Raw genomic sequence first — 22,250 nt, 5'->3', positions numbered from 1 at the left:
ATAGCCCTCCATATTGCTGCACTCGTAGGTTAAAATGGAAAGTGACAAAACCACCATTTCAGAGCTACACAGCAAAGGAGAGCTATCACTATGCAGTCTACCACAAAATTCATCGGTTTAGATGTGTCCAAAGAAAAAATTTCGGTGGCTATCGCAGACGAAGGACAGGCCAAACCTCGGTATTACGGGTCCATTGCGCATTCGCCTGCCGCTTTACGTAAACTCATCAAAGCGCTTGGACCTGCAAATACCTTGTCCTTCTGCTATGAAGCTGGTCCGACAGGATACGAAACCCACCGCTGGATTGAATCTATGGGTGCACATTGTGTGGTCATCGCTCCGTCCCTCATTCCCAAACGTGCAGGGGATCGAGTGAAAACCGACCGCCGCGACGCAGAACAACTGGCGCGTTTATTTCGTGCGGGCGAACTCACTCCCATTTACGTTCCCGCTCCAGAGGATGAAGCTCTGCGTGAATTGGTTCGTGCACGTGAAACAGCTAAAGAGGATTTACACCGGGCTCGCCAGCGTGTGCTCAAGTTTTTACTTCGCCACCAGATCCATCCGCCGGAACACATCAAACGGGCCTGGACGAAAAAATATCGGATCTGGCTGGGAACAGTCACTTTCCCGCAAATCTCGATGCAAACCGCATTTACCGAGTATCTTCACACACTGAATGAGGTGGAACAGCGGATTAGTCGATTGGAAAAAGCACTTATTGAAGAAGCGGCGACCCATCCCAAAACGGAAATGATCCGCATCTTGCAGTCCCTTCGCGGCATTGGTTTTCTGACGGCGGTTACCCTGGTTTCGGAGATCGGTTCATTTGCCCGGTTTTCTTCCCCAGCGAGGCTCATGGCTTACTTGGGCCTGGTTCCCCGTGAGCATTCGTCTGGAGCCAGTACCAAACGAGGTTCCATCACCAAAACAGGGAATGGGCGCCTACGTCGAACCTTGATCGAATCGGCTTGGAGTTACCGTCACCGACCGGCGGTGAAAGGAGACTTAGCCATCCGTTTAGAAGGTCTGTCCGCGGACATACAACAGATTTCATGGAAAGCGCAGAACAGGCTACATGCTAAATACCGCCGTCTGATCTTTGGAAAACACAAGCATCCCAATGTGGCGATTGCCGCTGTAGCACGTGAACTGATGGGCTTTATTTGGGCGGTTGCCCGAACCATGGAACAGCCGAACGCAAAGTAAGTTGTTTTGCATTTGTCCAAGACGTTCGTCACAAGGGAATAGGGTAAAACTCGGAGTCTTACGCCCGGGGGTTCATGAAAAGGTTCAGGAGAGAATCTGTGTTGATCGTTTGCACTAGGCTCTACGTGGGCTGAACGTGCGTTTCTAGCTTACAACCGCTCTCCTTGACGAAGGCATACCATGTGGTAACCAACCCACGGATAGCAGCGTGCCAACCGTCGCTCGCATATGGACCCCCGCGCTTAGGACTTCGACGAAATTGCAGTATTTTTGTGCTGGGCTTGACTAAAACGTTCATAGCAACGATCACCAGGAACGTTATTTACTAAAAATGTGGAGCTTTTAGCCGATTTCACTGGTTTTTCTCCTAAATAACGTTTCTCCTGATCGTTAGAATTTGGAAAGGTTGTTTTTCCGCCAAATAAGCTCTGTGGTGATCGTTAGCGCATGAGCGGGGGATAAAATTAGGAAAGTATGGAGTTAGGTTGTTAGGTAAGTAAGGGAGTATAGGAAGTAAGGAAGTAAGGAATTAGAGGCAGTAAGGTAGTTAGGGAAGGGAGGTAGATCAGTAGCTAAACATGTAAGGCATGTTAGGTAGGCAGATAAGTAGGTAAAGTAAGTCTGGTGTGTGGGCTGGAGCATAGTTAAAAGAGCACCATAAATTAAATGTGTTTCTTTTTACATGTCTCGGCGAATAGTGTAACTTTTTTCCTCCTCATGCGTTTAATACGTTTGTGTATATTGAATCGGCTCACCTACGAGCTTGCAGATTGGGAGGGAATCACCATCTATTATTCATTGATGTATCGCAGTTGGTCGAAGGATAAACAGGCAGAAACGGGCGTGCTTGAGCAGGCTTCAGTGACGCGGGATGAACTGTTTATGCGTAAGCTGGTGGATGCTACCCTGATGAAAAACAAACTATGGGCCCATCTGTCCAATGAGTGTCAGGATCGGCGGGATCACGCCATTTATGTGACTGCGTATGACCAGCAGATGCCGGAAGGGCACGGTGCTGCTATTGCGGAATCAGCGCTGGGCAGGTGTAAAATGTCTTCCATGTACAGCCCGGAATATATGCTGTGGAATGGACGTTCCTTTGAGGAACTGGAGCTTGCAGAATCCTCGGGTTACACCATGGAACTGGCCGAGCAGCTGCTGGATCACTACATGGTACGCGAAGGCAAGACGTACGGGTTTTTGTACTCCGTGCTCGATGCGGATCGGAAGAAAGTACTGTTTTTCATGAAAGAGGTGGATCTGTAATGAAGGAAGAAGAGGTGCGAAAACCTGTATCCGGGCAAGTGTCCAGAAATGTCATCGGGGATGAAATTGCATTCACGTTAGAGTCTAGTTCTGAGACTGTAGTAGCATCTAGCAAAGCATTAGAATCAGAATCATCATCTATTTTAGGCTCTGAAATAGGCTTTGAACCACACTCTACTCCAAGCGCCAAACCAGGCTCCAAAGCGAAACTGGTTGCATTCTCGCTGATGCTGGCTGTGCCTGCGGTGCTTGCGGGATGTGGCAGTAGCAATGACGAATGTGATCCCGAATATGATACAGGCTGTGAGTACGACTCCAGCAGCGGTCATTACTATTACGGCGGATCTTCTTATCGCGGAAGCAAAGACGGCAGTAGCTCTTATAAAAGCTCAACCAAATCCAAATCGAGCGGCTTTGGCAGCTTTTTCCGAAGTTCGGGAGGTTAATGACATCATGAAGCAGGCAAATATTCTCCGCATCATCCGGGGGAGGTCGGTGGGATGAGGGAAATGTACTCATTGCCGTTCAGTCATGAGGATATTTTCTCAGGTAAGGCTGGCGAGCAGATCCCCTATCATCGTATGTACGGCAAACAGTACTGTGTGCCCGCATTGACGGTTTATACACCGGAAGAACTGAAAGAGCTACACACTGCGGCGGAGGCGGTGGACGCGATTTACGGAAAAGTGATGCGTTTTATTCAGCGATATATGCCAGATTCGTTTCTGGAGCATGCACTTGGCATACATCCGGGGCTGATTCCGGCAGCGCGTATGGAGGCTGTTACAGGCGGAATCACTCGTCAAGACTGGATTATTGGCGAAGCTGGTTTGAAATGTATTGAAAATAACACCGACACGCCCACAGGTATTCCTGAATCGGCGGCACTTGAACACATTTTGATCGGACGGACAGAAGACCAGGCATGGACTGCACCCTCTGTGCATATGGATGCACGTATCCGAGATTGCTTCCGATCGTGGTTATCCTTTTATGCTGAGCAAGGGTTGCAGGGGCCAGTCACATTCACCTCTTACGGTGAGCATGTCGAGGATCGTACGAATACCACCTACCTGATGGAACGCTGCCGTGAGGCTGGATATGAGGTGTTATATGCTCCGCTGGAGGAGCTTGAGATTGTGCCGGGAGAAGCGCTGTATCATCAGGGCCGCGAGATTCAATTGTTATATCGGTTGTATCCGCTGGAATACCTGATTGGGGATCGGGACGAAACGACCGGTGTGGACATTGGCGCAGCTTTGATTGAACTGGTACGAGAAGCACAGCTTGGCCTGATGAATCCTGTCCAGCATGTGCTGATGCAAAGCAAAGGTTTTATGGCTGCCATCTGGTCGCTGTACGAGCGGAATGAGCAGACGCCAGAGTACTGTGGATTTACGCTTTTTGACGAGGCAGAGTTGGACGTGATTTCACGGTATTTGCTGCCGACCTACTTCACCGCGGAGCCGTTTGAGCAGAGCGATGCACCTTACGTAGCCAAGAGCTATTGGGGGCGCGAGGGCCGGGGGACTATTTTGCTGGATCATCAAGCAGATTCTCTTTCTAAATTGAAAAAACAACCGGAGTCAGACACCACGGGGGACATCCCTGCAGTCTTGAATAAGGATGATGACGAGGACGAAGAGGTCACTGCTTATTATGAAAACCAGCCTAAGGTATATCAGCAGCTCATGCCGATGGAACAGGCTGTCATTCAGACAGAAGACGGCGAGTATAGTGGTTATTTGCTGACAGGAGTATTTGTAATCGGTGGACGTTTTGCCGGAATGTTGCCCAGGGTCGGGGAGAAGGTAACCGGAGATATGGCGTATTATTGCGCAGCCGCTGTACGTAAACCAATGAATGATGAGGAGGAGAAGGAATGGAAAAGCTAGGGTTAAACCTCGTGAATGTTGCGGTGGGGATCGGCATTCTGTTAGTGGTGTTGATTGTGGGGTATTTTGCATTTAGCAAATTGACCCGGTATAACGACAGTGAGGAGATCGCCAAAGGCAACGAGGCGGCAGGTATGTACATGGGCAGCAAGCTGCTGGGTCTGTGTATTATTGTGGGTATGGTGTCGTTCTCAACGCATGCATGGCTGGATATGCTTCTGTGGTCGGGACTGGGTATCCTTATTCTGTGTCTGGTCTATATTATATTTGATTTCCTGATCCCGAAAATGCGAGTGTGTGACGAGATTGCACGAGGTAATATGGCGGTAGCACAGTTGTTACGCTCCGTGATCATCGGCGTTTCCATCGTCATTGGTACGTTTTTGATGTAAAATAAACCCTGACGTTTCGCGTAGATATGTCCGTTGAATAAGTATAGTGATATAAACGAAGGTCGTTTGGCGGATATAAAACGAATACTATACAGAAAAAGGAGCGCGGCAACATGAGAAGAGTCATCATTGATACCGATACAGCAGGAGACGATACGATTGCGATCCTGACGGCATTGCATCATTTTCAGGTGGAAGGCATTACGATAACCGGAGGGAACGTGCAGTTTGACCAAGAGGTTGAAAATGCACTGTACACCGTGCAGGTTGCCGGACACGGCGGCAAGGTTCCGGTATATAAAGGCTGCGAGCGTCCACTCATGGCCTATGGTCAGGCTCAGCATCGTACGGTAGAAGATGTGCATGGCGATGACGGTATGGGCGGCGCGCATTTCCCCAAGGCGGATCAACGTCCCGAGAGCGGGCATGCGGTTGATTTTATTATCGAGAAGGTTCACGCACATCCTGGGGAGATTGAACTGCTGGCGATTGCGCCGCTAACGAACATCGCGATGGCGATTCAGAAGGACCCAACGATTATCCCTGAGATTGCTCATCTATATATCATGGGTGGAACGAACAATGCACTGGGCAATATCACACCGGCGGCGGAGTATAACTTTTACGTAGACCCTGAGGCAGCCAAAATTGTACTGCATGCAGGCATCCCTATTACGATGGTTGGCTGGGAGATGTGTACTCAATATTCCGTTATGGATGATAACGATCATGCAGAGATTGCAGCACTCCGTACCTCGGGCTCCGATTTCTTCATTGCAATCAATAAAGTAGTCATGCAATTCAACAAATCGGTACATAAATTAAACGGAACAACCCATCCCGACACTTTGTTAATGGCGGTTGCCGCAGAAGAGTCACTCATGACGAAGTCGGGTCATTATTACGTCGACGTAGAAGCGGCAGGGGAATTGACACGCGGATACAGCGTGGTGGATATCAACGGACGTTTTGGTAAAGCGCCAAATGTACGTGTCTGTGAAGCAATTGATCGTCCGAAGTTCAAGTCCATGCTGCTGGATGTGCTGACTGCCATTCAGTAACCGCATCGTTAAACGCAGAGCAGGAGAAACGTTTGTAAATGGTTTACAGAATATGCGTAGACTAGGTTACATCTATTAAATCCGTACCTCTAACCAGGTGCGGATTTTTATTTTGCCTATTTTAACTAAACTACTTCATCTGTCGTAGTAACTGTGCTATACTCAAACTACTACGACAGATGAAGTAATGAGGGGGAATACCTTTTGTGATTAGCAGTGACGTAATACGGGGGTATAATGATACGCTGATCCTCTACATGTTGCTTGAAGGAGAATCGTACGGATACGAGATTTCCAAGAACATCCGGCAGCTAACCGATGAAAAGTATGTCATGAAGGAGACTACACTCTATTCGGCCTTTACCCGCTTGGAGAAAAACGAATATATTGAATCTTTTTATCAGGATGAAAGTCTGGGCAAACGCCGCACGTATTACCGAATCACACCAGCTGGCCTGGACTATTACAGAGAAAAATGTGAGGAATGGAAGGTTACGCAAGAGGTCGTTAATCTGTTTATCAGGGAGCTGTGATCAGACATGGAGACAATAATGGTGTATCTGGACAATATGTTTGCGGGATTGCCGAGAAGTCCTGAGGTGGAGCGCATGAAACAGGAGCTTCTTTCGGGTATGGAAGATAAATATCTGGAGTTAAAACAGGAAGGCAGATCAGAGAATGAGGCCGTTGGCATTGTGATCTCTGAGTTTGGCAACATTGAGGAACTGATGGAAGAGCTCGGTATTCAGACTGAGGATGCTACGGAAACCTATCCAGTGCTGACCGAAGAAGAGGTTCAGGCCTATCTCGCGGCTAAGCGAAGTGCAGGTTTCTGGACGGGGTTTGGCGTGTGGCTGTCCTCAGCGGGAATAGCTTTTCTCATATTAATGGATACATTGTTCGAAAGCATGGGTACATCATCAGATCAAGGTACGTTCGGCATTGGCTCTGTGCTAGGCATGAGTGGAATGTTTGTATTGGTGGCTGTTGCCGTGGGCATGTTCATCTACAGCGGTATGAAGCTGGGACGGTTTGAGTATATGGAGAAGGGGTTCCAGCTCCCCCGTTCTATTCTGATGATTCTTCAGCGTGGTAAGTCAAGTTTTGCACTCACATATCGTGTGGCTCTTATTACGGGCGTGTGTCTGTGCATCCTGTCTCCTGTTTTCATCTTTGCAGGGGCCTATGTGAATGATACGTATGCGGCTTACGGTGTGTCGGCTCTCTTGGCTACAGCGGGGATCGGTGTGTTTTTGTTTGTCTATTACGGTAATATTCAGGGTTCCTATACGAAGTTGCTTGAGGATCAGCATCTGAATGCAGCCAAGAGAGAAGAGGCACGAGCAGTGCGAGCCGTTGAGGCTGTGGTTTGGCCACTCGCGACAGCGTTCTTCCTCTTTACCGGTTTCGTCTACCAGCGCTGGGATATTAACTGGGCGATTTTCCCGATTGTCGGCATTCTCTCCGGCAGCTTTAGCAATGTATATCACATGATGAAAAATAAAAAGCCATCCTGATTCCTTAACTGCGTTCTGGATCGAAAAAGTTAAAAATACTAAACCCGCCTTATTCAATCATATAAGGCGGGTTTCCACATGCACAACGTTCCAGGACACGCAGTTATGAGTATGGAGTATGTGCTACCCCTCTAAAAATGAGCGAATGCCTGTGGTGACGAGATCATGATCTTCCTCATCAGGCAGACCCGAAATTGTGATTGTCCCCACTTGCCCTTCCTCTTTTAGGATCAGTGGAAATGCACCACCAGCCAGTACATAATCGGAGTCAGATAGTTGGTAATCTTGCTCCAATATTTTATTTTCGCTCCGTAGTCGTAAGGCCGTATGCCAGGAGCTGGAGCCGAAGTGGTTGACCACGTTGTTTTTGCGCCGAATCCAGTTTTCGTTATCGGGGTGGGTGCCTTCCATCGCATGCAAAAAGAGACGATGTCCCTTTAGCGTAATATCAATGGTCACCGCTTGTGAGCGGCGTTTCGCTTCCTGAACTAGATACAGGCCGAGTTGTAGTGCTGTTTCGGAGTTGAATGTATCCCATACCAGTTCCTGTTCTTCCTGCTGCATCTGTGCAAGTCTTGCAGTGATTTCGGGATTAATCGGATTCAAATGAAAGACATCTCCTTCGTATGTGTGATGAAGCTCTACATTCGACGCAGGACGGGGCTCTACCTGCCCGTAGTGAATTGCACACTTTATCGAATGTTAGAAGAGACTTAAGATCGGATCATTTGGAGACGTTATAACCGCTGTGGTAGAGTAAGAAGAACGTTATAATGATTTTTCTGCAATTGAACATAAAGAGCGGCTTAGGCAGGCAGGGGGAAAACGATGTTGTTTTATTTTATCGCGTTGCTGGTTACGCTTGTGGATCAGGGTACTAAAATTGCAGTTCGGATGTATATGGAGGTTGGCGAAGTGATGCGGCTTGGGGATTCAGGGATGCAGCTGCAACATTACGAAAATAGCGGTATGGCCGGAAGCATGTTTCAAGGGAATGCACGTTTATTCGGGGTCATTGCTGTGCTGTTTATCGTAGGTATGCTCTATTATCGGCGTAAAGGTGAGATACGGGGATTCTGGATGCAGGCCGGGGCAGGTTTCATGGTCGGCGGTGCACTCGGCAACGCCATAGATCGCTTTGTTTATGCTCGTGTGACGGACTTTCTGGTGTTTCCGTCGGGACGGGGCATTTTAAACCTGGCGGATGTGGCAATTAACATTGGTGTAGTGATGATCATCATCGGCATGCTGATTCGTGCATATCAGAGGTATCGGGAGAAACGTCTACGTAATGCGCTGCCTAAAGGGTAACATTGATGGATATAAGCAATGATTGGTGACGAATGTTCTAATGTATGGTTGCAAAAGAGCCGAAGCAGAGGTTAGTCCTGTTTCGGCTCTTTGTTATGGCGACTTTTAAAAGGGATTTAGTCATTCAATTTAGATAATTCTGCATCAAGATCGGCTAGTTTTGCAGACGAGGTGGTCAGATCCTTTTGTATGTATAGCCGGGTCATTATTGCCTCCTCGTTTGACAATTGAGCGAAATTTTCATTGATATATTTTTTATAAATGGCTGTATTTAATTGAACGATTTCATTTGCAAGTTTTAGACTCTTATCTAAGCTAGCAGTTACAACTAAGTCAGAAGCTGGTTCGCTTTGCAAAAGAAGTTTTTCAAACATAGCTTTGCTTGAATTAAAGTAGATAAAACCAGGAAGATAATTAAGAGTAATAGGTTCATTCTTGTCCAGAGAGAAAGCTTTTTTTCCATCAGGAGAGTTATATATCTGTACATAGCTTGCATATTGATTCTGATTCTGATTTAACTGTTCGTAGCTCTTGTATAACAATAATAATTCCTCTTTACTAATCATCTTTTTATCTATAGCGTTCTGCAAAGTTGACAAGATTGAATCCGAAGTGGAAAGAATGCTACGTTCGTAATCTGACAGCACCTGACTGTATTGTTGATTTAAATAATCTTTTAGTTTTCCGTTACTTGAATTATAACCAACAACATTTGCAACTAGAGAGGCTACAAGAGCAAGTGTTAAAATGATAATCCAATTTTTTTGGCTCATTTTTTTCATAAGTTAAGGATCTCCTTAGAAAATTAGGTATTTGATTTCGTATTGTCATATTGTCTATCATAATGGAATATTTCATAATATTATATATAATTACATATTAAGGAGTTTCAAAGGGTGGAGCTTCCGTTGCTCCATGTTCTTCTCTTATCATGTTCTAATCTATTGAAAATCAGTTGAAATCCATTGATCCCCAAACAAAACTATGTTATTTTGAATGAGATAATTTAATGGTTAAACAAAGTTGATCCGCTAAGAGGAAAAGAAACATAAGAGAGTTTAATTTTTCGGCTCTTTTGCAAGCGCTTCAATATAACCTTAACAGAATAACGTAGATGAATCCGGCATCGAGTGTATTCCCGTTATGTAACATACGGGCGTGAGATGGTGGTTTCTTTTACATGCAGAAAGAGGAGGACGTCTAGATAGTGCAGCGGAAAACAAGGCATTTTAACTCTCTTCGTAATCAGATCTTTGTCGGTTTTGTGATGGTCATGCTCATAGTCCTGCTGCTCGCAGGCATCACAGCCTATGACCGTGTAGCGGTTTTGTTGAAAAACAATGCCGAGAAGCATATCCATCAGACCGCTGTACAGGCCAGTGGCAGGTTGGATGCACTGATTGCACAGGTGAATTCCCTGACCGCTCAGGTTGCAGATGATGCTTACGTGCAACGTCTGCTGAATGAAGAGAAGCTAGGGCAGAAGGCGAGTTTTAATCAGCGGCAGGCGCTACTGCAGATTGCAGGTAGTTACCAGTCCTTTATTAATGGTGCACAGAGTATGGAGATATACACCACGGATTATAGTCGTATCTTTCCGATGGATGATCGTTCCTTAAGTCATAGGCTGGAGCGGAACTGGATTGTCAAAGCGGATGAGGGTAAGGGTCGACTGGTGTGGGCTGGCTCCGATCCCGATGATCCAAGCATTCTTCTGGCTGTTCGGCGAATCAGTCTGCTGGAACGTTCCTTTGAGCACGGGGGATACGTGGTTGTACGTATGCAACGCAGTTTTTTTCAACTGAATGATTCGGTTGGGGCAGACGGCTCCCAGGATTCAATCATGCTGCTGGACGGTGACGGTGAAGTGGTGACCTCTAATTTGGATGTGCATCTCGATCCTCAGGCAGTGATGAACAGTGAATCGGTTGTTCAGAATGGCAAAGAATCTTATATCGTGGTGAAGCAACGATCGGAGTTAACAGGCTGGACACTGGCTGTACTGACACCACTACGAGAGACTACCGAAGGAGTGTCAATCCTGAGAACGGCATTGCTTGTATCGGGAATTATCGGCGTTGTGCTTTTCTTAGTCATGTCCTTTTTCCTCTCCACGATGATTACCCGTCCACTAATTCGGCTGATGCGGGCGATGCGCGGGGCACAACCGGGGGCAATGAGGCCTAACCTTATGGTAAGTTCTACCTTAGAAATCAATGAACTGAATGACGTATATAACCAGATGGTGTACAGGCAGAATGAATTGACGCAGGTGGTACATGAGAAAGAAGTCATGCAGTCCCGGGCTGAGATGAAGGCGCTACAATCCCAGATCAACCCTCATTTTCTGTTCAATACATTAGAAGCGTTCTACTGGTCACTGGATGAAAAAGGAGAGGAGGAGATGGCGCGTATGGTTATCGCGATGTCTCGGTTATTTCGCTACATCATTTCCAGTCCCCATCAGGATGAATGGGTTACGCTGGCGGACGAGCTTGAACATGTAGAACGGTATCTGAACATTATGCAGATGAGGCTGGGTGATAGGATGCAGTGGGAGATCAGGCTGAGTGAAGAGTTGCGAAGCGTACCCATGCCGAAGTTGCTGATTCAGCCGTTTGTGGAAAATGCCGTTCTGTATGGCATCGAGAATACGTTAAAACCTGGAATGGTAAAGATCAGCGTACAACCTTCATCGATAACAGATATCGTCTGTGTGGAGGTGTGCGATAATGGACCAGGAATAAACGAGGAACGTCTTCAGAACATTAAACAGGCGCTAAACGGTGGTGAGCCCGTAGCTCCCGGAAGAGGAGCAGGTGTGGGGTTGATTAATGTGCATCAACGTCTCGGGCTTTATTTTGGCGATCAGCTTGCTGAGCAGGCCAAACTTACGGTCGAGAGCGGAGTTGGTAAAGGAACAGTGATCCGATTCGGCATTCCGAGGGGAACGGAGGCTACACATGATTCATGAAAAAACGATCCTGATTGTGGACGACGAACCACGTACAAGAGAAGGCATACGTAAAACACTTGAAGCATGGTCTGCCGGGAAGAACCGGATTCAGACAGTGGCGAGTGGCGTGGAGGCCAGAGAGTGGCTTGCAAGCCAACCGGCTGACCTGTTGATTACGGATGTACGCATGCCAGAGTTGTCTGGCTTGTCTCTCGTGGAGGCTATTCAACATTTTCCTAGCAAACCAGCGGTGCTGATCATGTCAGGATACGCAGACTTCAATTATGCGCAGCAAGCGATTAAGCTGGGTGTGGTGGATTACTTGCTCAAGCCGATTGATAAAGAGCAGCTGCTTCAGACGGTACAGAAGGCACTTCTTCTTCATGAGCAGCAACGACGTATCCAAGCGATGCAAGACATCGTTGACCCGAAGCTGGTAGACATCCGGGAACGGAGAGAGCAACAGGGTAATACACCGATTGGAGAAGCTTTGGCATACATTGAGACACATCTAGGTGAACCGATGACGATGCGTGAGCTTGCCGATTCCCTGCACCTGAATTCCAGTTATTTCAGTGTGCTGTTCAAAGAACAGGTCGGGCTGAATTTCAGCGAATATCTCATGCGCAAACGGGTACAGCGAGCAAAGGAGTTGTTAGTGCAGACGAACCTGCCCATCTCCGAAATTGCGGAGAGAGTAGGCTATCAGACCGATAAATATTTTATCAAAGTATTCAAAAGCCTGGAGAATATCAGTCCGAGTAAATATCGTCACTCTGTGAACGAAAAGGATTAACAGATGGAATTAAGCAGAGTTCACTCTTTCAACAAAAAGGGAATGAATACTCAAAATAGTGGAGTTTTTCCAAATCATTCTACCCTTATAGTCGGATGATGCCCATGCTACACTTTTATTAAAGCGGTTACAAAAACCGAAATTCCACTATTGGGGGTTGGAAATATGAAAAGAAAGACACTGGCTATGATCCTGTCATGGACGCTGATTCTGGCTGTCATTTTGTCTGGATGCAACAATGCAGGTTCCGGGGCGGGCAAGGATTCCGGTAGTAATGCAGGCGGCGGTGACAGTGGCGGAGATGGCAAGGTTACTCTGAAATTCATGCATCTATGGCCTGCAGGCAGCTCCGCACAACAGAACAAGCTGGTCAACGATATTATCCAGCAGTATCAGACCGATAACCCAAATGTGACGATCAAGCAGGAAGTGCTGGAGAATGAACAATACAAAAACAAACTGAAAATTTTGTCTGCTTCCAATGAACTTCCCGATGTGGGCGTAACCTGGGCTGCGGGATTCCTGGAGCCTTATGTGAAGGGTAACCTGTTTGCACCACTCGATGATTTGCTGAAGGGGGATCTGGGCGAGAAGTTTATCGCCGGAACGACCGAGGCTTACGCGGTAGACGGTAAAACTTATGCGCTGCCGATTGAGCTGAATATCTCTCCTATTTATTACAACAAAGCGATATTTGAAAAATATAATTTGCAGACACCAGCCACCTATGATGAATTCCTGAACGTGGTGAAGACGCTGACCGATAACGGTGAAGTGCCGATTGCACTGGGGAATAAGGACCGCTGGACGGGGTCACTCTGGTACATGTACCTTGCGAATCGTGTAGGCGGGGATGCATTGGAGAAAGCCATTAACGGCTCCGGTAAGTTTGATGATCCGGCACTGACACAGGCTGCGGCTGAAGTGCAGAAGCTGGTGGATATGAACGCATTCAACAAAGGTTTTAACGGCTTGTCCAACGATGAGGGCAAATCCGAATTCATGAATGAAAAAGCGGCTATGTATCTGATGGGAACATGGGAATTGCCAAACTTTACAACGAACCCGGACATTCCGCAGGACTTCAAGGATAAGGTTGGATTTTTCAAATTCCCGACGATTGATGGCGGCAAAGGCGACATTAACAGCTGGGTAGGCGGACCGGGCGTAGGATTGTTTGCGGCTCAGAACTCAAAAGTGAAGGACGAAGCGCAGAAATTCATTCAATACTTTGTGGAAAAATGGGGCGAAAGCTCGGTGACTGAAGCTGGAGTCATTCCAGCAACTAAAGTGGATACCGCTGCAGTCCAGCTGCCACAACTTTACATCGATCTGCTGAACGAGCTGAATCAGGCGAGCAGCCTGACCCTCTTTGCAGATGTACAGATGAAACCGGCTGCTGCTCAGGCGCATCTCGATATGATTCAGGCACTGTTTGGTAAAGCAGTAACACCGGAAGACTTTGTGAAGAATCATCAGGCTGCGATCGACAAAGGCAACTGATGTAGACCTCACCGACACGTACACCATATGAATGTTTGAACGCTTGAAGGGAGGAATACGTCTTGGACAAAGTCATGTCGAACCGCCTGGTGGCTGCGCTGTACGTGCTTCCTGCGCTGCTTCTGCTCCTGGTTCTGGTCTACATCCCCATTGTACTTACGGGCTATTACGGTTTGATGCAATGGGATGGAATTGGGGCAATGACGTTTATAGGTTTGGATAACTACGCCAGATTGCTTCAGGACAGTACGTTCTGGCAGAGTGCGAATCATACCTTTTTATTAGCCTTGTTCTCTGCGCTGAGTCTCATCGGTTATCTGATGATTGCACTGGTGCTGTCAGGCAAGATCAAGGGCGCGAATTTTTTTCGCAAAATATATCTGATTCCGATGCTGCTATCTTCGGTTGCCATTGCCCAGTTATGGCTGAAAATCTATCACCCCAGCAATGGTGTGTTAAACAGCTTTCTGGAAGCCATCGGATTTAACGATCCGCCAGCCTGGTTGGCGGAGCCATCGTTGGTGCTGTATGCATTGTTCGTGCCGATTCTGTGGCAGTATGCAGGTTTCTATATTTTGATCTATTACGCTGCACTCAAAAATATCCCGGAATCACTCATCGAGGCTGCGCGTATTGATGGTGCAAACCCGTGGCAGATTGCTTTTCGGATTAAGCTGCCGCTCATTACGGAAGTGATTAAAGTGACCGTGGTGCTAGCCGTGGTCGGCTCACTGAAATATTTTGACCTGATCTACGTCATGACAGATGGCGGTCCGAATGGCTCCAGTGAAGTCATGGCCTCCTACATGTATCGTCAGGCGTTTCGCAGTTTTGACTTTGGATACGGCAGTGCGGTAGGGTTCTTCCTACTTCTGATCTGTCTGGTCGTGACCTGGCTGCTGCGCAAGGCAACGGCATCCAAAGACACAATTCAATATTCCTGACGCATACGTACAATGAAAGGAGGTCATTCCGTTGAAGATGGAACCGGCTGTTCGGTTGCCCGTGAGCCCGGAGACAGGCCATAGCCCGGTATGGATAAGAAGGTTAGGATACGTCCTGTTATATGTACTTCTGTCTCTGGTGGCTTTGCTTCAAATCTTGCCCTTAATCTGGTTGCTGTTATTTTCACTCAAAAATAATCAGGAAGTATTCGACATGGCTCCTTTTGCACTACCGGCTACCCCGCGTTGGGAGAACTATGTCAAGGTATGGACGGAAGGCAATATCAGCTTATATTTTTTCAACAGTGTATGGATTACGGTCGTTTCTGTCGTGTTTACGGTGCTGTTTGCCAGTCTCGTAACCTTTGCTATTACACGGATGCGCTGGAAGGGACGTTCACTGGTGCTCGGACTGTTCATGGTGGGTCTGATGATCCCGGTGCATTCCACGTTGATTCCGCTGTTTAGTCTGTTCCTGAAGTTGAATCTTACGGATCATCCGTTATCGGTCATTCTCTCTTACATTGCATTTAATATGCCGATTACGATTATGATTCTGCTCGGATTCTATTATGCGCTTCCGAGAGAGGTCGAGGAGGCGGCGGTGATGGACGGCTGCTCGGTGAACCGCATCTTCTTCCGCATTGTACTGCCGATGACAGCATCCGTTATTGCAACAACGGCGATCATTAATATGATCTATGACTGGAATGAATTTATTTTTGTGAATACCTTCATCAGTTCCGATGCATACAAAACGCTGACCGTCGGTGTACAGAACTTTATTGGACAGTACACCACCGATTGGGGTGCCATTGGTGCAACGTTGATGATCAGCATTTTGCCGATTCTGATTGCGTTCCTGGTGTTGAGTGAACGAATTGTCGAAGGGATTGCGGCTGGTTCGGTCAAAGGCTAATTGCTTGCCAGTGCTTCCACTGATTATAAACGTAAGAGAATATAGCCCTCCCACTAATCGCTTAATACGCGTGCTGGGAGGGTTTTGTTATGTCCTGGGGGCATCATCGAGCGCCACTCGAAAGGAGTAGCGAGACGTGTTTTATGAAAACGATATAATTCCTATTTCTGGAATTTCAAAAAACTTTCAATTATTTTCGCAAAACTACTGCATTTTCAAACCACCTGTGCTAACATACCCTATGAATTAAAGCAAACGTTGGAAAGGTGAGAAAATGACAGCAATATCCTCGACCAAAGAGTCTCTCCGTTCAGATGCCCAGGATCTGAAGCTGATTCGGTTAACCTGGCCTATATTCCTGGAACTCTTCTTGTTTATGTTGATGGGGAGCGTGGATACGCTCATGCTTAGCTCGGTATCGGATAATGCCGTCTCCGGGGTGGGTGCAGCCAACCAGATTATTTCCATTGCGATTCTTGTACTCGAAGTCATTGGACATGGCGCTGCGATTGTTGTAGCCCAATATATCGGTTCGAAAAAGCTGACAGAAGCAGCTCAGGTTACGGGTAATGCCATCACGCTTAATCTAGCGGTTGGATTGATTCTTAGTGTGATCTTCCTGGTGTTTGGCGGACACTTGCTGTCGCTTTTGAATATACAAGGTGAAATTTACGATTATGCTCGTTCCTATATCAGCATTGTCGGGGGCGGAATTTTCTTGCAGGCCCTCATTAATGCACTGGCGGCAACGATTCGTACACATGGTTATACCAAGGAAACGATGTATGTGTCCGTATTTATGAACGTCATCCACGTGATTGGTAACTATGCTCTGATCTTTGGACATTTCGGCTTGCCGAAGCTGGGTGTGGAAGGGGCAGCGATCTCGACGGTAGGTAGCCGTTTCGTCTGCTTGTTGATCTTTTTCTGGCTCTTGTATCGTGTAAGCGAGGTTCGTGTCGATTTTGAATATTACATTAAATTGTCCAAAAATTTTATTGGCAAAATTCTGCGCATTGGTATTCCTTCTGCGATGGAATCGATGGTGTATCACTCCTGCCAGCTCGTATTCACGCTGTACGTGACCTATTTGGGCGCGGAAGCGATGGCAACCAAACAATATGCAGGTAACATTTCGAGCTACATTTATCTGTTCAGTATGGCGATCGGCATGGGAACATCTATCATCGTTGGCCGGCTTGTCGGTGCGCGCCGCAAGGATGATGCGTACAAACGTGTATTCGACAGTGTAAAATGGGCGCTTCTGGCTACCGTTGCGATTGACGTGATCATTATCATTTTCCGCGTGCCACTGATGAGCATCTTTACGGAAAATCCAGAAATTATCAGGCTGGGAGCACAGGTATTGCTGCTCAGTCTGGTGCTTGAAACCGGGCGTACGTGTAATATCGTTATCATTGGTTCCCTGCGTGCTGCGGGGGATGCGAAGTTCCCGGTATACATGGGCCTGATCTCTATGGTATGCATGAGTCTGCCTCTTGGCTATCTGCTGGTGTTCCAGTTGAATATGGGGCTGGCAGGCGTGTGGCTTGCTATTGCGGCAGACGAGTGGACACGTGCGGTTATTATGTACTTCCGCTGGAAGAGTCGTGCTTGGGAGAAACACGAGCTGGTAGAGCATGAAGAAGAAGAGACTGGTGTACAGCCGGTTCCAGCAGTCTGATCAGGCTGTACTTGGCCGAGAAGCACATTTAAATGAGAGTTAAGAAGAGTCGGTTAGGGACATGGTTGTCCCTGATCAGGCTCTTCTTTTTTTATTTTCCGCAAAAATGATCAAAACGGCTCCTTCGTGAACACGTATAGTAAAGATATGGAAGGGGGACATCTTCAATTGAGTCGATATCAGGAGATGATTCAGCACAGCTTGTTCTACATCGAGAACCATCTGCATGAAGAGATTGGGCTGGAAGACGTGGCTTCCAAGGCGGCATTATCGCCATATCATTATCACCGGGTATTCCGGGATGAGGTGGGCATGACGGTGGTTGATTACATTCGCCATCGGCGGATGAGTCTGGCATCCACCGCACTGCGTTCTACGGATGCAGGGATTCTGGACATATCGCTGGCCTGCGGATTCGAAAGTCAGGAAGCATTCACTCGGGCTTTTCGCAAAATGTATGGGATGCCACCTGGGCGGTTTCGCAAATTATTTGATCTTAAACTATTCACTGGGAAAACCAGAGGAGGAGAAATAGAGATGAATACTACAACGGCAATCAAAGGTTGGATGTTAACAGGGAGTCACCCGCAAAACTATGAGATGGGACTTGATCCTGCCGAGGTACATCAAGGCAAGGCCTCAGGGTATTTGAAGGCCGTTACACCGATGGAACCAAATGAATTTGCCACGATGATGCAGCAGTTCAAGGCAGACAAGTATGTAGGTAAACGAATGAAGTTGACGGGATTTGTTAAAACGGATCGTGTGGAAGCATTCTGCGGACTATGGATGCGTGTGGATAATCAAGTGCAGGATGTACTGCAGTTTGATAACATGCATGACCGGCCGATCTCAGGTACGCAGCCATGGAATCAGTACAGCATTGTACTGGATGTACCAGCAGAGAGTGCAGTTATTTCATTTGGGGTGATTCTGAATGGAAAAGGAAAGGTCTGGGTGGACAGCTTCCGCTTCGAAGAGGTGGATCTAAACACACCTGTGACGCATATGGAAACGGAGTATGAGATGTCGGACGAGCCGTTAAATCTGTCGTTTGAGGAATGAATAATCAAATGATGCTATATAAGTTGAGCTGTTCATTTACACGTTAACGGAGAGGACAGAAAAAAACTGAAAAAGCGGAGCGGTCGCCTGAAAGCTTTCTGTAAGAAAGCTACATCGGAAGCATACGCTGTTCCCCGGATTTTCCCCTTTGGAGAAGGGAATCGAAAAAATCTGGGGATAACCGCTACTCTCCAGGTTGTTCTGTCATCGGAGTGGATTGTGTAAATACTTTAGTTCATTATTTTTAAACAAAAGGAATGATGGGAATTATGGTATAATTCTGGTGAATAATGGAGCTGATGATGTGTGGCGGAACTGCTTGATCCACGGTAGATTTTGTGTTCAAACGCATTTTTGGAAGTGAGCAAAATAAAGATGTTTTGTTAGCTTTTCTGAACAGCACGTTTATTGAAACTGGCGAGGCTCCCTTGACGGAGATTACGGTTATTAACACGTACACGGATAAAGATAGTCCAGAGGATAAGCAGTCCATTCTGGATATTAAGGCGAAGACGGTCGAAGGAAAGCTCATTAATATTGAGATGCAGCTGTTCAACCCGTACCATATGGAGAAGCGCACACTGTTCTATTGGAGTGAGATGTACTTCCACCAGATTAAAAAGGGTGAGAACTACAACCTGCTTAAAAAGTGTGTGACTATTAACATTTTGAACTACTCCTGTTTGGATAATGAACGTTACCACAATGTGTTTCATTTGCGGGAAGACCACACAGGGATTAGCCTGACGGATGACATTGAAATCCATGTGATGGAGTTAACGAAGCTGGAGCAACACCCTATTCCGCTGGAGAAGGGCGGACTTGTGAATTGGCTGTTATTTCTGAAAGGGATCGACATATCAAACTGGGAGGTGCTGGCCATGAATGAACCGATGTTGAAAAAAGCGATGGATACGCTGGAGTTTCTGAGTCATGATGCCGCTACCCGTATGGCGTATGATGCCCGGATGAAGGCCCTGAGCGATGAAAAGTCCATGATTGAGGGGGCGCGGGCCGAAGGGACTGCCAAAGGCAGACTGGAGGGTTTACGGGAAGGTAAAAAGGAAGGCTTACGCGAAGGTAAACAAGAGATGGCTCGTGAGCTGTTAGCCCTTGGAGTGGACATGTCCGCCATTGTGAAAGCCTCGGGTCTTTCCGAAGAGGAAATCCGTAAGTTGCTACCTTAGCAATAGGTACCAACAAAGATGATTAGAGTTTAAATATTATCAGTCAATTTCACATCGTTACAGTCCACATGTAATAGAGAAATTTTGAGCCAATCCATCGGTGGAATGGCTCTTTTTGCCGTCTTTGGGGTATAAAAGAAGAAGAGCAACGTACCTGCTGCGAGGTATCCATAGGGTAATGAAAACGACCAAAGTTTCATGGCGTAATGATCGCGATCTTGATAACATAAACGCATAAACCAATGACACAGATAAAGAGGATGAATCCGATGAATAGAAAAGTGCTGGTTGTGGATGATGAATCCAGCATCGTTAGTGCCATTGCGTACGCACTGCGGCGTGAAGGATATGAAGTGGAGACAGCGAATGATGGCGAAGAGGCCTTGGAGAAGGTGGCTTTGTTCCATCCTCAAGTCATGATTCTGGATGTGATGATGCCCAAACTGGACGGATATGGCGTCTGCCGCAGGCTGGAAGATCGGGAGGATATCGGCATTATTTTGCTCACCGTCAAGAACGAACTGGTGGATAAAATTGTCGGTCTTGAAATGGGCGCAGACGATTATATGACCAAACCGTTCGAAATCCGCGAATTGCTCGCCCGCGTGAAGGCACTGATGCGTCGGGTAGAGAAAAGCAGTACCCCACCGCAGGACGACTCCAAGAGCCAAGCAATTGTCAATGGAACCCTGCGTATTCATGTTGCTCATCGCACTGTGACGGTGGGTGAAGAGAAGCTGGATTTAACGCCCAAGGAGTTCGACCTGCTGACCATTCTGATGTCCAATCCGGAACGGGTGTACACACGGGATGATTTGCTGGATCGAGTGTGGGGCATGGAGTACGCAGGGGGGACACGGACGGTAGATATTCACATCCAGCGTTTGCGCAAAAAAATCGGGGATACCGATCAGCAAATGCTGCAAACGGTATACGGTATTGGGTACAAGGCAACTGCTCCTGAAACAGGCGGAACGGTATGAGAGTCAGCATCAAGCTAAAATTCAGCGTGTTTCTGGCCGCATTGCTCATCCTCACGGTGGTTGTGCTTAGTTCCCTCGTACTCCGAGGCATTGAGCTTAATCAGCAATCACAGGTAGAGCGTACTCTCGCGCAACAGACGCGTCTCATTAATCTGAATGTGCGCCAGGCATATTATACGGAGGCCATTCGTCAGGAGCCGGAACAGTTCCTGCAGCAAAATGGACGTAGATTGGCGCAAGCTCTCTCTAACTCAACAGGCCTGCCAATTGCACTATATGACATGAGTGGCAAACAAGTGGGAGCTTCTTTTGCGCCAAGTGAGAATGAACTCGTTCAGGAGACTCTGAATTACGCATTGAAGAATAAAATTGCCTATCACGAGCAGGGAGAGACATTGCTTTATGCCGCTCCGCTGGACGGACCGGAGGGACAGATTGGTGCCATCTGGATTCAATATTCCGTGCAGAGTTATCAGGATTTCTATGCCCGGATTCAACAATTGTTCCTATGGGCAGGCATCACGGTGGTTGCGCTTAGTTTCATTCTAGGTTATCTGTTCTACAACCGTTTTGCTGTAGCCATTACCCGGTTGAAGAAATCAGCAGCCTCCATTCAAGAAGGGAACTATATTACCGAATCCCCGGTCAAACGTAAGGATGAACTAGGCGATTTGGGACAAGGGATTTATTATATGAGCACGTCTATTCAGCAAAATATTGCAGCCATGCATGCCGAGCAGCAGAAACTGCAACTGGCGATTGAGAAGTTGCAAGCATTGGAGCAGCAGCAGAAGCAATATATCGGCAACATCAGTCATGAGTTCAAGACACCACTGACGTCCATCAAGGCATACGTGGAGCTCTTAAATATGTACAAGGATGATCCACAACTGCTGGATGATGCGACGAATAATATCGGGAAAGAAACCGAACGATTATATGAAATGGTAGAGAAGGTGCTACACCTGTCTGCGCTTGAAAAGTACGATTTCGAGAATCAGGCGGAGGATGTGGAAATCAGAGCATTGCTTGCGGACGCTTGCGGACGAATGCGAGGCAAGGTTGAAAAGTTTGCACTGAACATGGAGCTCGATCTGGTGCCTGCCGTCATTCACAGTGACCGGGAAAGTCTGATGCACATTTTCATCAACCTGCTGGACAATGCGATCAAATATAACGTTCCTGGAGGCATCATTCGAGTGGAGAATGAGCGGCGTACAGAGGAACATCAGGCGGTTATTCGCATCTATAACTCAGGTACGCCGATTCCGGAAGAGGCACGCGAGAAGATCTTTGAACCTTTTTACACCGTCAATAAGGACAGAGCTCGCAAAACAGGCGGAACCGGACTCGGTCTATCCCTCGTAAAACAGTTTGTTGAGAAACAGGGCGGAACGATTACGTTACTACCAAGTGATCCAGCGCATCAAGAAGGCGTGACATTTCAACTTGTATTCCCGCTTGTAGATCAAGACATAGATACAAGTTTACAAGTTGGAAACAAGTCTGAATAACTTTGGAAGTATGCCGGCTTTATGATGGGTGTATAGCATAAGTAACCG

The 22,250-nt window shown here is 47.2% G+C and carries 20 protein-coding genes and 1 pseudogene; 19 read left to right on the top strand and 2 right to left on the bottom strand.

Features of this window, described 5'->3' with window-relative positions:
* Positions 1 to 90 precede the first annotated feature (90 nt).
* From MKY23_RS26935 to MKY23_RS26900, 8 genes are all read left to right on the top strand, one after another.
* Positions 91 to 1,209: an IS110 family transposase gene (locus MKY23_RS26935; RefSeq protein ID WP_154985940.1), complete on the top strand. Its 1,119-nt coding sequence runs from the start codon at positions 91 to 93 to the stop codon at positions 1,207 to 1,209.
* A 717-nt stretch (positions 1,210 to 1,926) separates the two neighbouring features.
* Entirely contained in the window at positions 1,927 to 2,475 is a 549-nt protein-coding gene (locus MKY23_RS26930) for a hypothetical protein (RefSeq protein ID WP_339833631.1), read from the top strand.
* Positions 2,475 to 2,921: a hypothetical protein gene (locus tag MKY23_RS26925; protein WP_318283365.1), complete on the top strand. Its 447-nt coding sequence runs from the start codon at positions 2,475 to 2,477 to the stop codon at positions 2,919 to 2,921. Before MKY23_RS26930 ends, MKY23_RS26925 begins: the two co-directional genes overlap by 1 nt.
* Before the next feature lie 54 nt (positions 2,922 to 2,975).
* Positions 2,976 to 4,370 carry a glutathionylspermidine synthase family protein gene (locus MKY23_RS26920; protein WP_154984369.1) on the top strand — a complete coding sequence of 465 codons (1,395 nt, stop codon included), beginning with the start codon at positions 2,976 to 2,978 and terminating at the stop codon, positions 4,368 to 4,370.
* A complete protein-coding gene (locus MKY23_RS26915; RefSeq protein WP_253499327.1) occupies positions 4,358 to 4,762 on the top strand; it encodes a DUF350 domain-containing protein in 405 nt (134 codons plus the stop codon). The genes MKY23_RS26920 and MKY23_RS26915 overlap by 13 nt, the downstream gene beginning before the upstream one ends.
* A gap of 113 nt (positions 4,763 to 4,875) precedes the next feature.
* Complete coding sequence (locus MKY23_RS26910) at positions 4,876 to 5,823, top strand: nucleoside hydrolase (RefSeq protein WP_154890084.1); 948 nt, start codon at positions 4,876 to 4,878, stop codon at positions 5,821 to 5,823.
* 206 nt (positions 5,824 to 6,029) lie between these two features.
* Positions 6,030 to 6,356, top strand: coding sequence for a PadR family transcriptional regulator (locus tag MKY23_RS26905; protein ID WP_154984372.1), 327 nt, complete (start codon positions 6,030 to 6,032; stop codon positions 6,354 to 6,356).
* Positions 6,357 to 6,362: 6 nt separating this feature from the next.
* The gene (locus MKY23_RS26900; protein ID WP_339833617.1) at positions 6,363 to 7,340 is read left to right on the top strand and encodes a permease prefix domain 1-containing protein; all 978 of its coding nucleotides are present in this window, start codon (positions 6,363 to 6,365) and stop codon (positions 7,338 to 7,340) included.
* 123 nt (positions 7,341 to 7,463) lie between these two features.
* Here MKY23_RS26900 and MKY23_RS26895 read toward each other — a convergent pair whose 3' ends face one another.
* Positions 7,464 to 7,946, bottom strand: a complete 483-nt coding sequence (locus tag MKY23_RS26895; protein WP_260510667.1) for a heme-degrading domain-containing protein — start codon at positions 7,944 to 7,946, stop codon at positions 7,464 to 7,466.
* A 222-nt stretch (positions 7,947 to 8,168) separates the two neighbouring features.
* Between MKY23_RS26895 and lspA the strand changes: the two genes are divergently transcribed.
* Positions 8,169 to 8,651, top strand: a complete 483-nt coding sequence (lspA, locus tag MKY23_RS26890; protein ID WP_090921622.1) for a signal peptidase II — start codon at positions 8,169 to 8,171, stop codon at positions 8,649 to 8,651.
* Between the two features lie 116 nt (positions 8,652 to 8,767).
* On the opposite strand, the gene MKY23_RS26885 is transcribed toward lspA, so the two are convergent.
* On the bottom strand, positions 8,768 to 9,433 hold the full coding sequence (locus MKY23_RS26885; protein ID WP_339833610.1) for a hypothetical protein: 666 nt from the start codon (positions 9,431 to 9,433) through the stop codon (positions 8,768 to 8,770).
* Positions 9,434 to 9,858: 425 nt separating this feature from the next.
* On the opposite strand from MKY23_RS26885, the gene MKY23_RS26880 reads away from it, so the two are divergent.
* The 10 genes and pseudogenes from MKY23_RS26880 (at position 9,859) to MKY23_RS26835 (ending at position 22,202) form a co-directional block, all read left to right on the top strand.
* Positions 9,859 to 11,625, top strand: a complete 1,767-nt coding sequence (locus MKY23_RS26880; protein WP_339833607.1) for a sensor histidine kinase — start codon at positions 9,859 to 9,861, stop codon at positions 11,623 to 11,625.
* Complete coding sequence (locus MKY23_RS26875) at positions 11,615 to 12,403, top strand: response regulator (protein WP_339833604.1); 789 nt, start codon at positions 11,615 to 11,617, stop codon at positions 12,401 to 12,403. Before MKY23_RS26880 ends, MKY23_RS26875 begins: the two co-directional genes overlap by 11 nt.
* Positions 12,404 to 12,568: 165 nt before the next feature.
* A complete protein-coding gene (locus MKY23_RS26870) occupies positions 12,569 to 13,906 on the top strand; it encodes an extracellular solute-binding protein (protein ID WP_221786690.1) in 1,338 nt (445 codons plus the stop codon).
* Positions 13,907 to 13,968: 62 nt separating this feature from the next.
* A complete protein-coding gene (locus MKY23_RS26865) occupies positions 13,969 to 14,850 on the top strand; it encodes a sugar ABC transporter permease (RefSeq protein ID WP_339833596.1) in 882 nt (293 codons plus the stop codon).
* A gap of 37 nt (positions 14,851 to 14,887) precedes the next feature.
* Positions 14,888 to 15,769, top strand: coding sequence for a carbohydrate ABC transporter permease (locus MKY23_RS26860; protein WP_339839738.1), 882 nt, complete (start codon positions 14,888 to 14,890; stop codon positions 15,767 to 15,769).
* 274 nt (positions 15,770 to 16,043) lie between these two features.
* A complete protein-coding gene (locus MKY23_RS26855; RefSeq protein ID WP_090921633.1) occupies positions 16,044 to 17,453 on the top strand; it encodes an MATE family efflux transporter in 1,410 nt (469 codons plus the stop codon).
* 147 nt (positions 17,454 to 17,600) lie between these two features.
* A complete protein-coding gene (locus MKY23_RS26850; RefSeq protein ID WP_253499345.1) occupies positions 17,601 to 18,518 on the top strand; it encodes an AraC family transcriptional regulator in 918 nt (305 codons plus the stop codon).
* A gap of 306 nt (positions 18,519 to 18,824) precedes the next feature.
* A pseudogene (locus MKY23_RS26845) lies at positions 18,825 to 19,705 on the top strand (Rpn family recombination-promoting nuclease/putative transposase).
* Between the two features lie 269 nt (positions 19,706 to 19,974).
* Positions 19,975 to 20,688 (top strand): response regulator transcription factor, encoded by a 714-nt coding sequence (locus MKY23_RS26840; protein WP_154960523.1) that lies wholly within the window; start codon positions 19,975 to 19,977, stop codon positions 20,686 to 20,688.
* Positions 20,685 to 22,202: a HAMP domain-containing sensor histidine kinase gene (locus MKY23_RS26835; RefSeq protein ID WP_339833586.1), complete on the top strand. Its 1,518-nt coding sequence runs from the start codon at positions 20,685 to 20,687 to the stop codon at positions 22,200 to 22,202. Before MKY23_RS26840 ends, MKY23_RS26835 begins: the two co-directional genes overlap by 4 nt.
* The last annotated feature ends 48 nt before the right edge of the window (positions 22,203 to 22,250 follow it).

It is taken from the genome of Paenibacillus sp. FSL R7-0272, assembly GCF_037969905.1.
Taxonomy (GTDB): domain Bacteria; phylum Bacillota; class Bacilli; order Paenibacillales; family Paenibacillaceae; genus Paenibacillus; species Paenibacillus polysaccharolyticus.
This window is presented reverse-complemented; position numbering and strand designations above follow the sequence as displayed.

What these genes read in the sequence shown, in the direction of transcription:
- MKY23_RS26920 (WP_154984369.1), top strand. Translation starts at nt 2,976, where the DNA reads ATGAGGGAAATGTACTCATTGCCGTTCAGTCATGAGGATATTTTCTCA.
- MKY23_RS26915 (WP_253499327.1), top strand. Translation starts at nt 4,358, where the DNA reads ATGGAAAAGCTAGGGTTAAACCTCGTGAATGTTGCGGTGGGGATCGGC.
- MKY23_RS26855 (WP_090921633.1), top strand. Translation starts at nt 16,044, where the DNA reads ATGACAGCAATATCCTCGACCAAAGAGTCTCTCCGTTCAGATGCCCAG.
- MKY23_RS26910 (WP_154890084.1), top strand. Translation starts at nt 4,876, where the DNA reads ATGAGAAGAGTCATCATTGATACCGATACAGCAGGAGACGATACGATT.
- MKY23_RS26930 (WP_339833631.1), top strand. Translation starts at nt 1,927, where the DNA reads ATGCGTTTAATACGTTTGTGTATATTGAATCGGCTCACCTACGAGCTT.
- MKY23_RS26900 (WP_339833617.1), top strand. Translation starts at nt 6,363, where the DNA reads ATGGAGACAATAATGGTGTATCTGGACAATATGTTTGCGGGATTGCCG.
- MKY23_RS26860 (WP_339839738.1), top strand. Translation starts at nt 14,888, where the DNA reads ATGGAACCGGCTGTTCGGTTGCCCGTGAGCCCGGAGACAGGCCATAGC.
- MKY23_RS26925 (WP_318283365.1), top strand. Translation starts at nt 2,475, where the DNA reads ATGAAGGAAGAAGAGGTGCGAAAACCTGTATCCGGGCAAGTGTCCAGA.
- lspA (WP_090921622.1), top strand. Translation starts at nt 8,169, where the DNA reads ATGTTGTTTTATTTTATCGCGTTGCTGGTTACGCTTGTGGATCAGGGT.
- MKY23_RS26840 (WP_154960523.1), top strand. Translation starts at nt 19,975, where the DNA reads ATGAATAGAAAAGTGCTGGTTGTGGATGATGAATCCAGCATCGTTAGT.
- MKY23_RS26870 (WP_221786690.1), top strand. Translation starts at nt 12,569, where the DNA reads ATGAAAAGAAAGACACTGGCTATGATCCTGTCATGGACGCTGATTCTG.
- MKY23_RS26935 (WP_154985940.1), top strand. Translation starts at nt 91, where the DNA reads ATGCAGTCTACCACAAAATTCATCGGTTTAGATGTGTCCAAAGAAAAA.
- MKY23_RS26875 (WP_339833604.1), top strand. Translation starts at nt 11,615, where the DNA reads ATGATTCATGAAAAAACGATCCTGATTGTGGACGACGAACCACGTACA.
- MKY23_RS26850 (WP_253499345.1), top strand. Translation starts at nt 17,601, where the DNA reads ATGGAAGGGGGACATCTTCAATTGAGTCGATATCAGGAGATGATTCAG.
- MKY23_RS26885 (WP_339833610.1), bottom strand. Translation starts at nt 9,433, where the DNA reads ATGAAAAAAATGAGCCAAAAAAATTGGATTATCATTTTAACACTTGCT.
- MKY23_RS26835 (WP_339833586.1), top strand. Translation starts at nt 20,685, where the DNA reads ATGAGAGTCAGCATCAAGCTAAAATTCAGCGTGTTTCTGGCCGCATTG.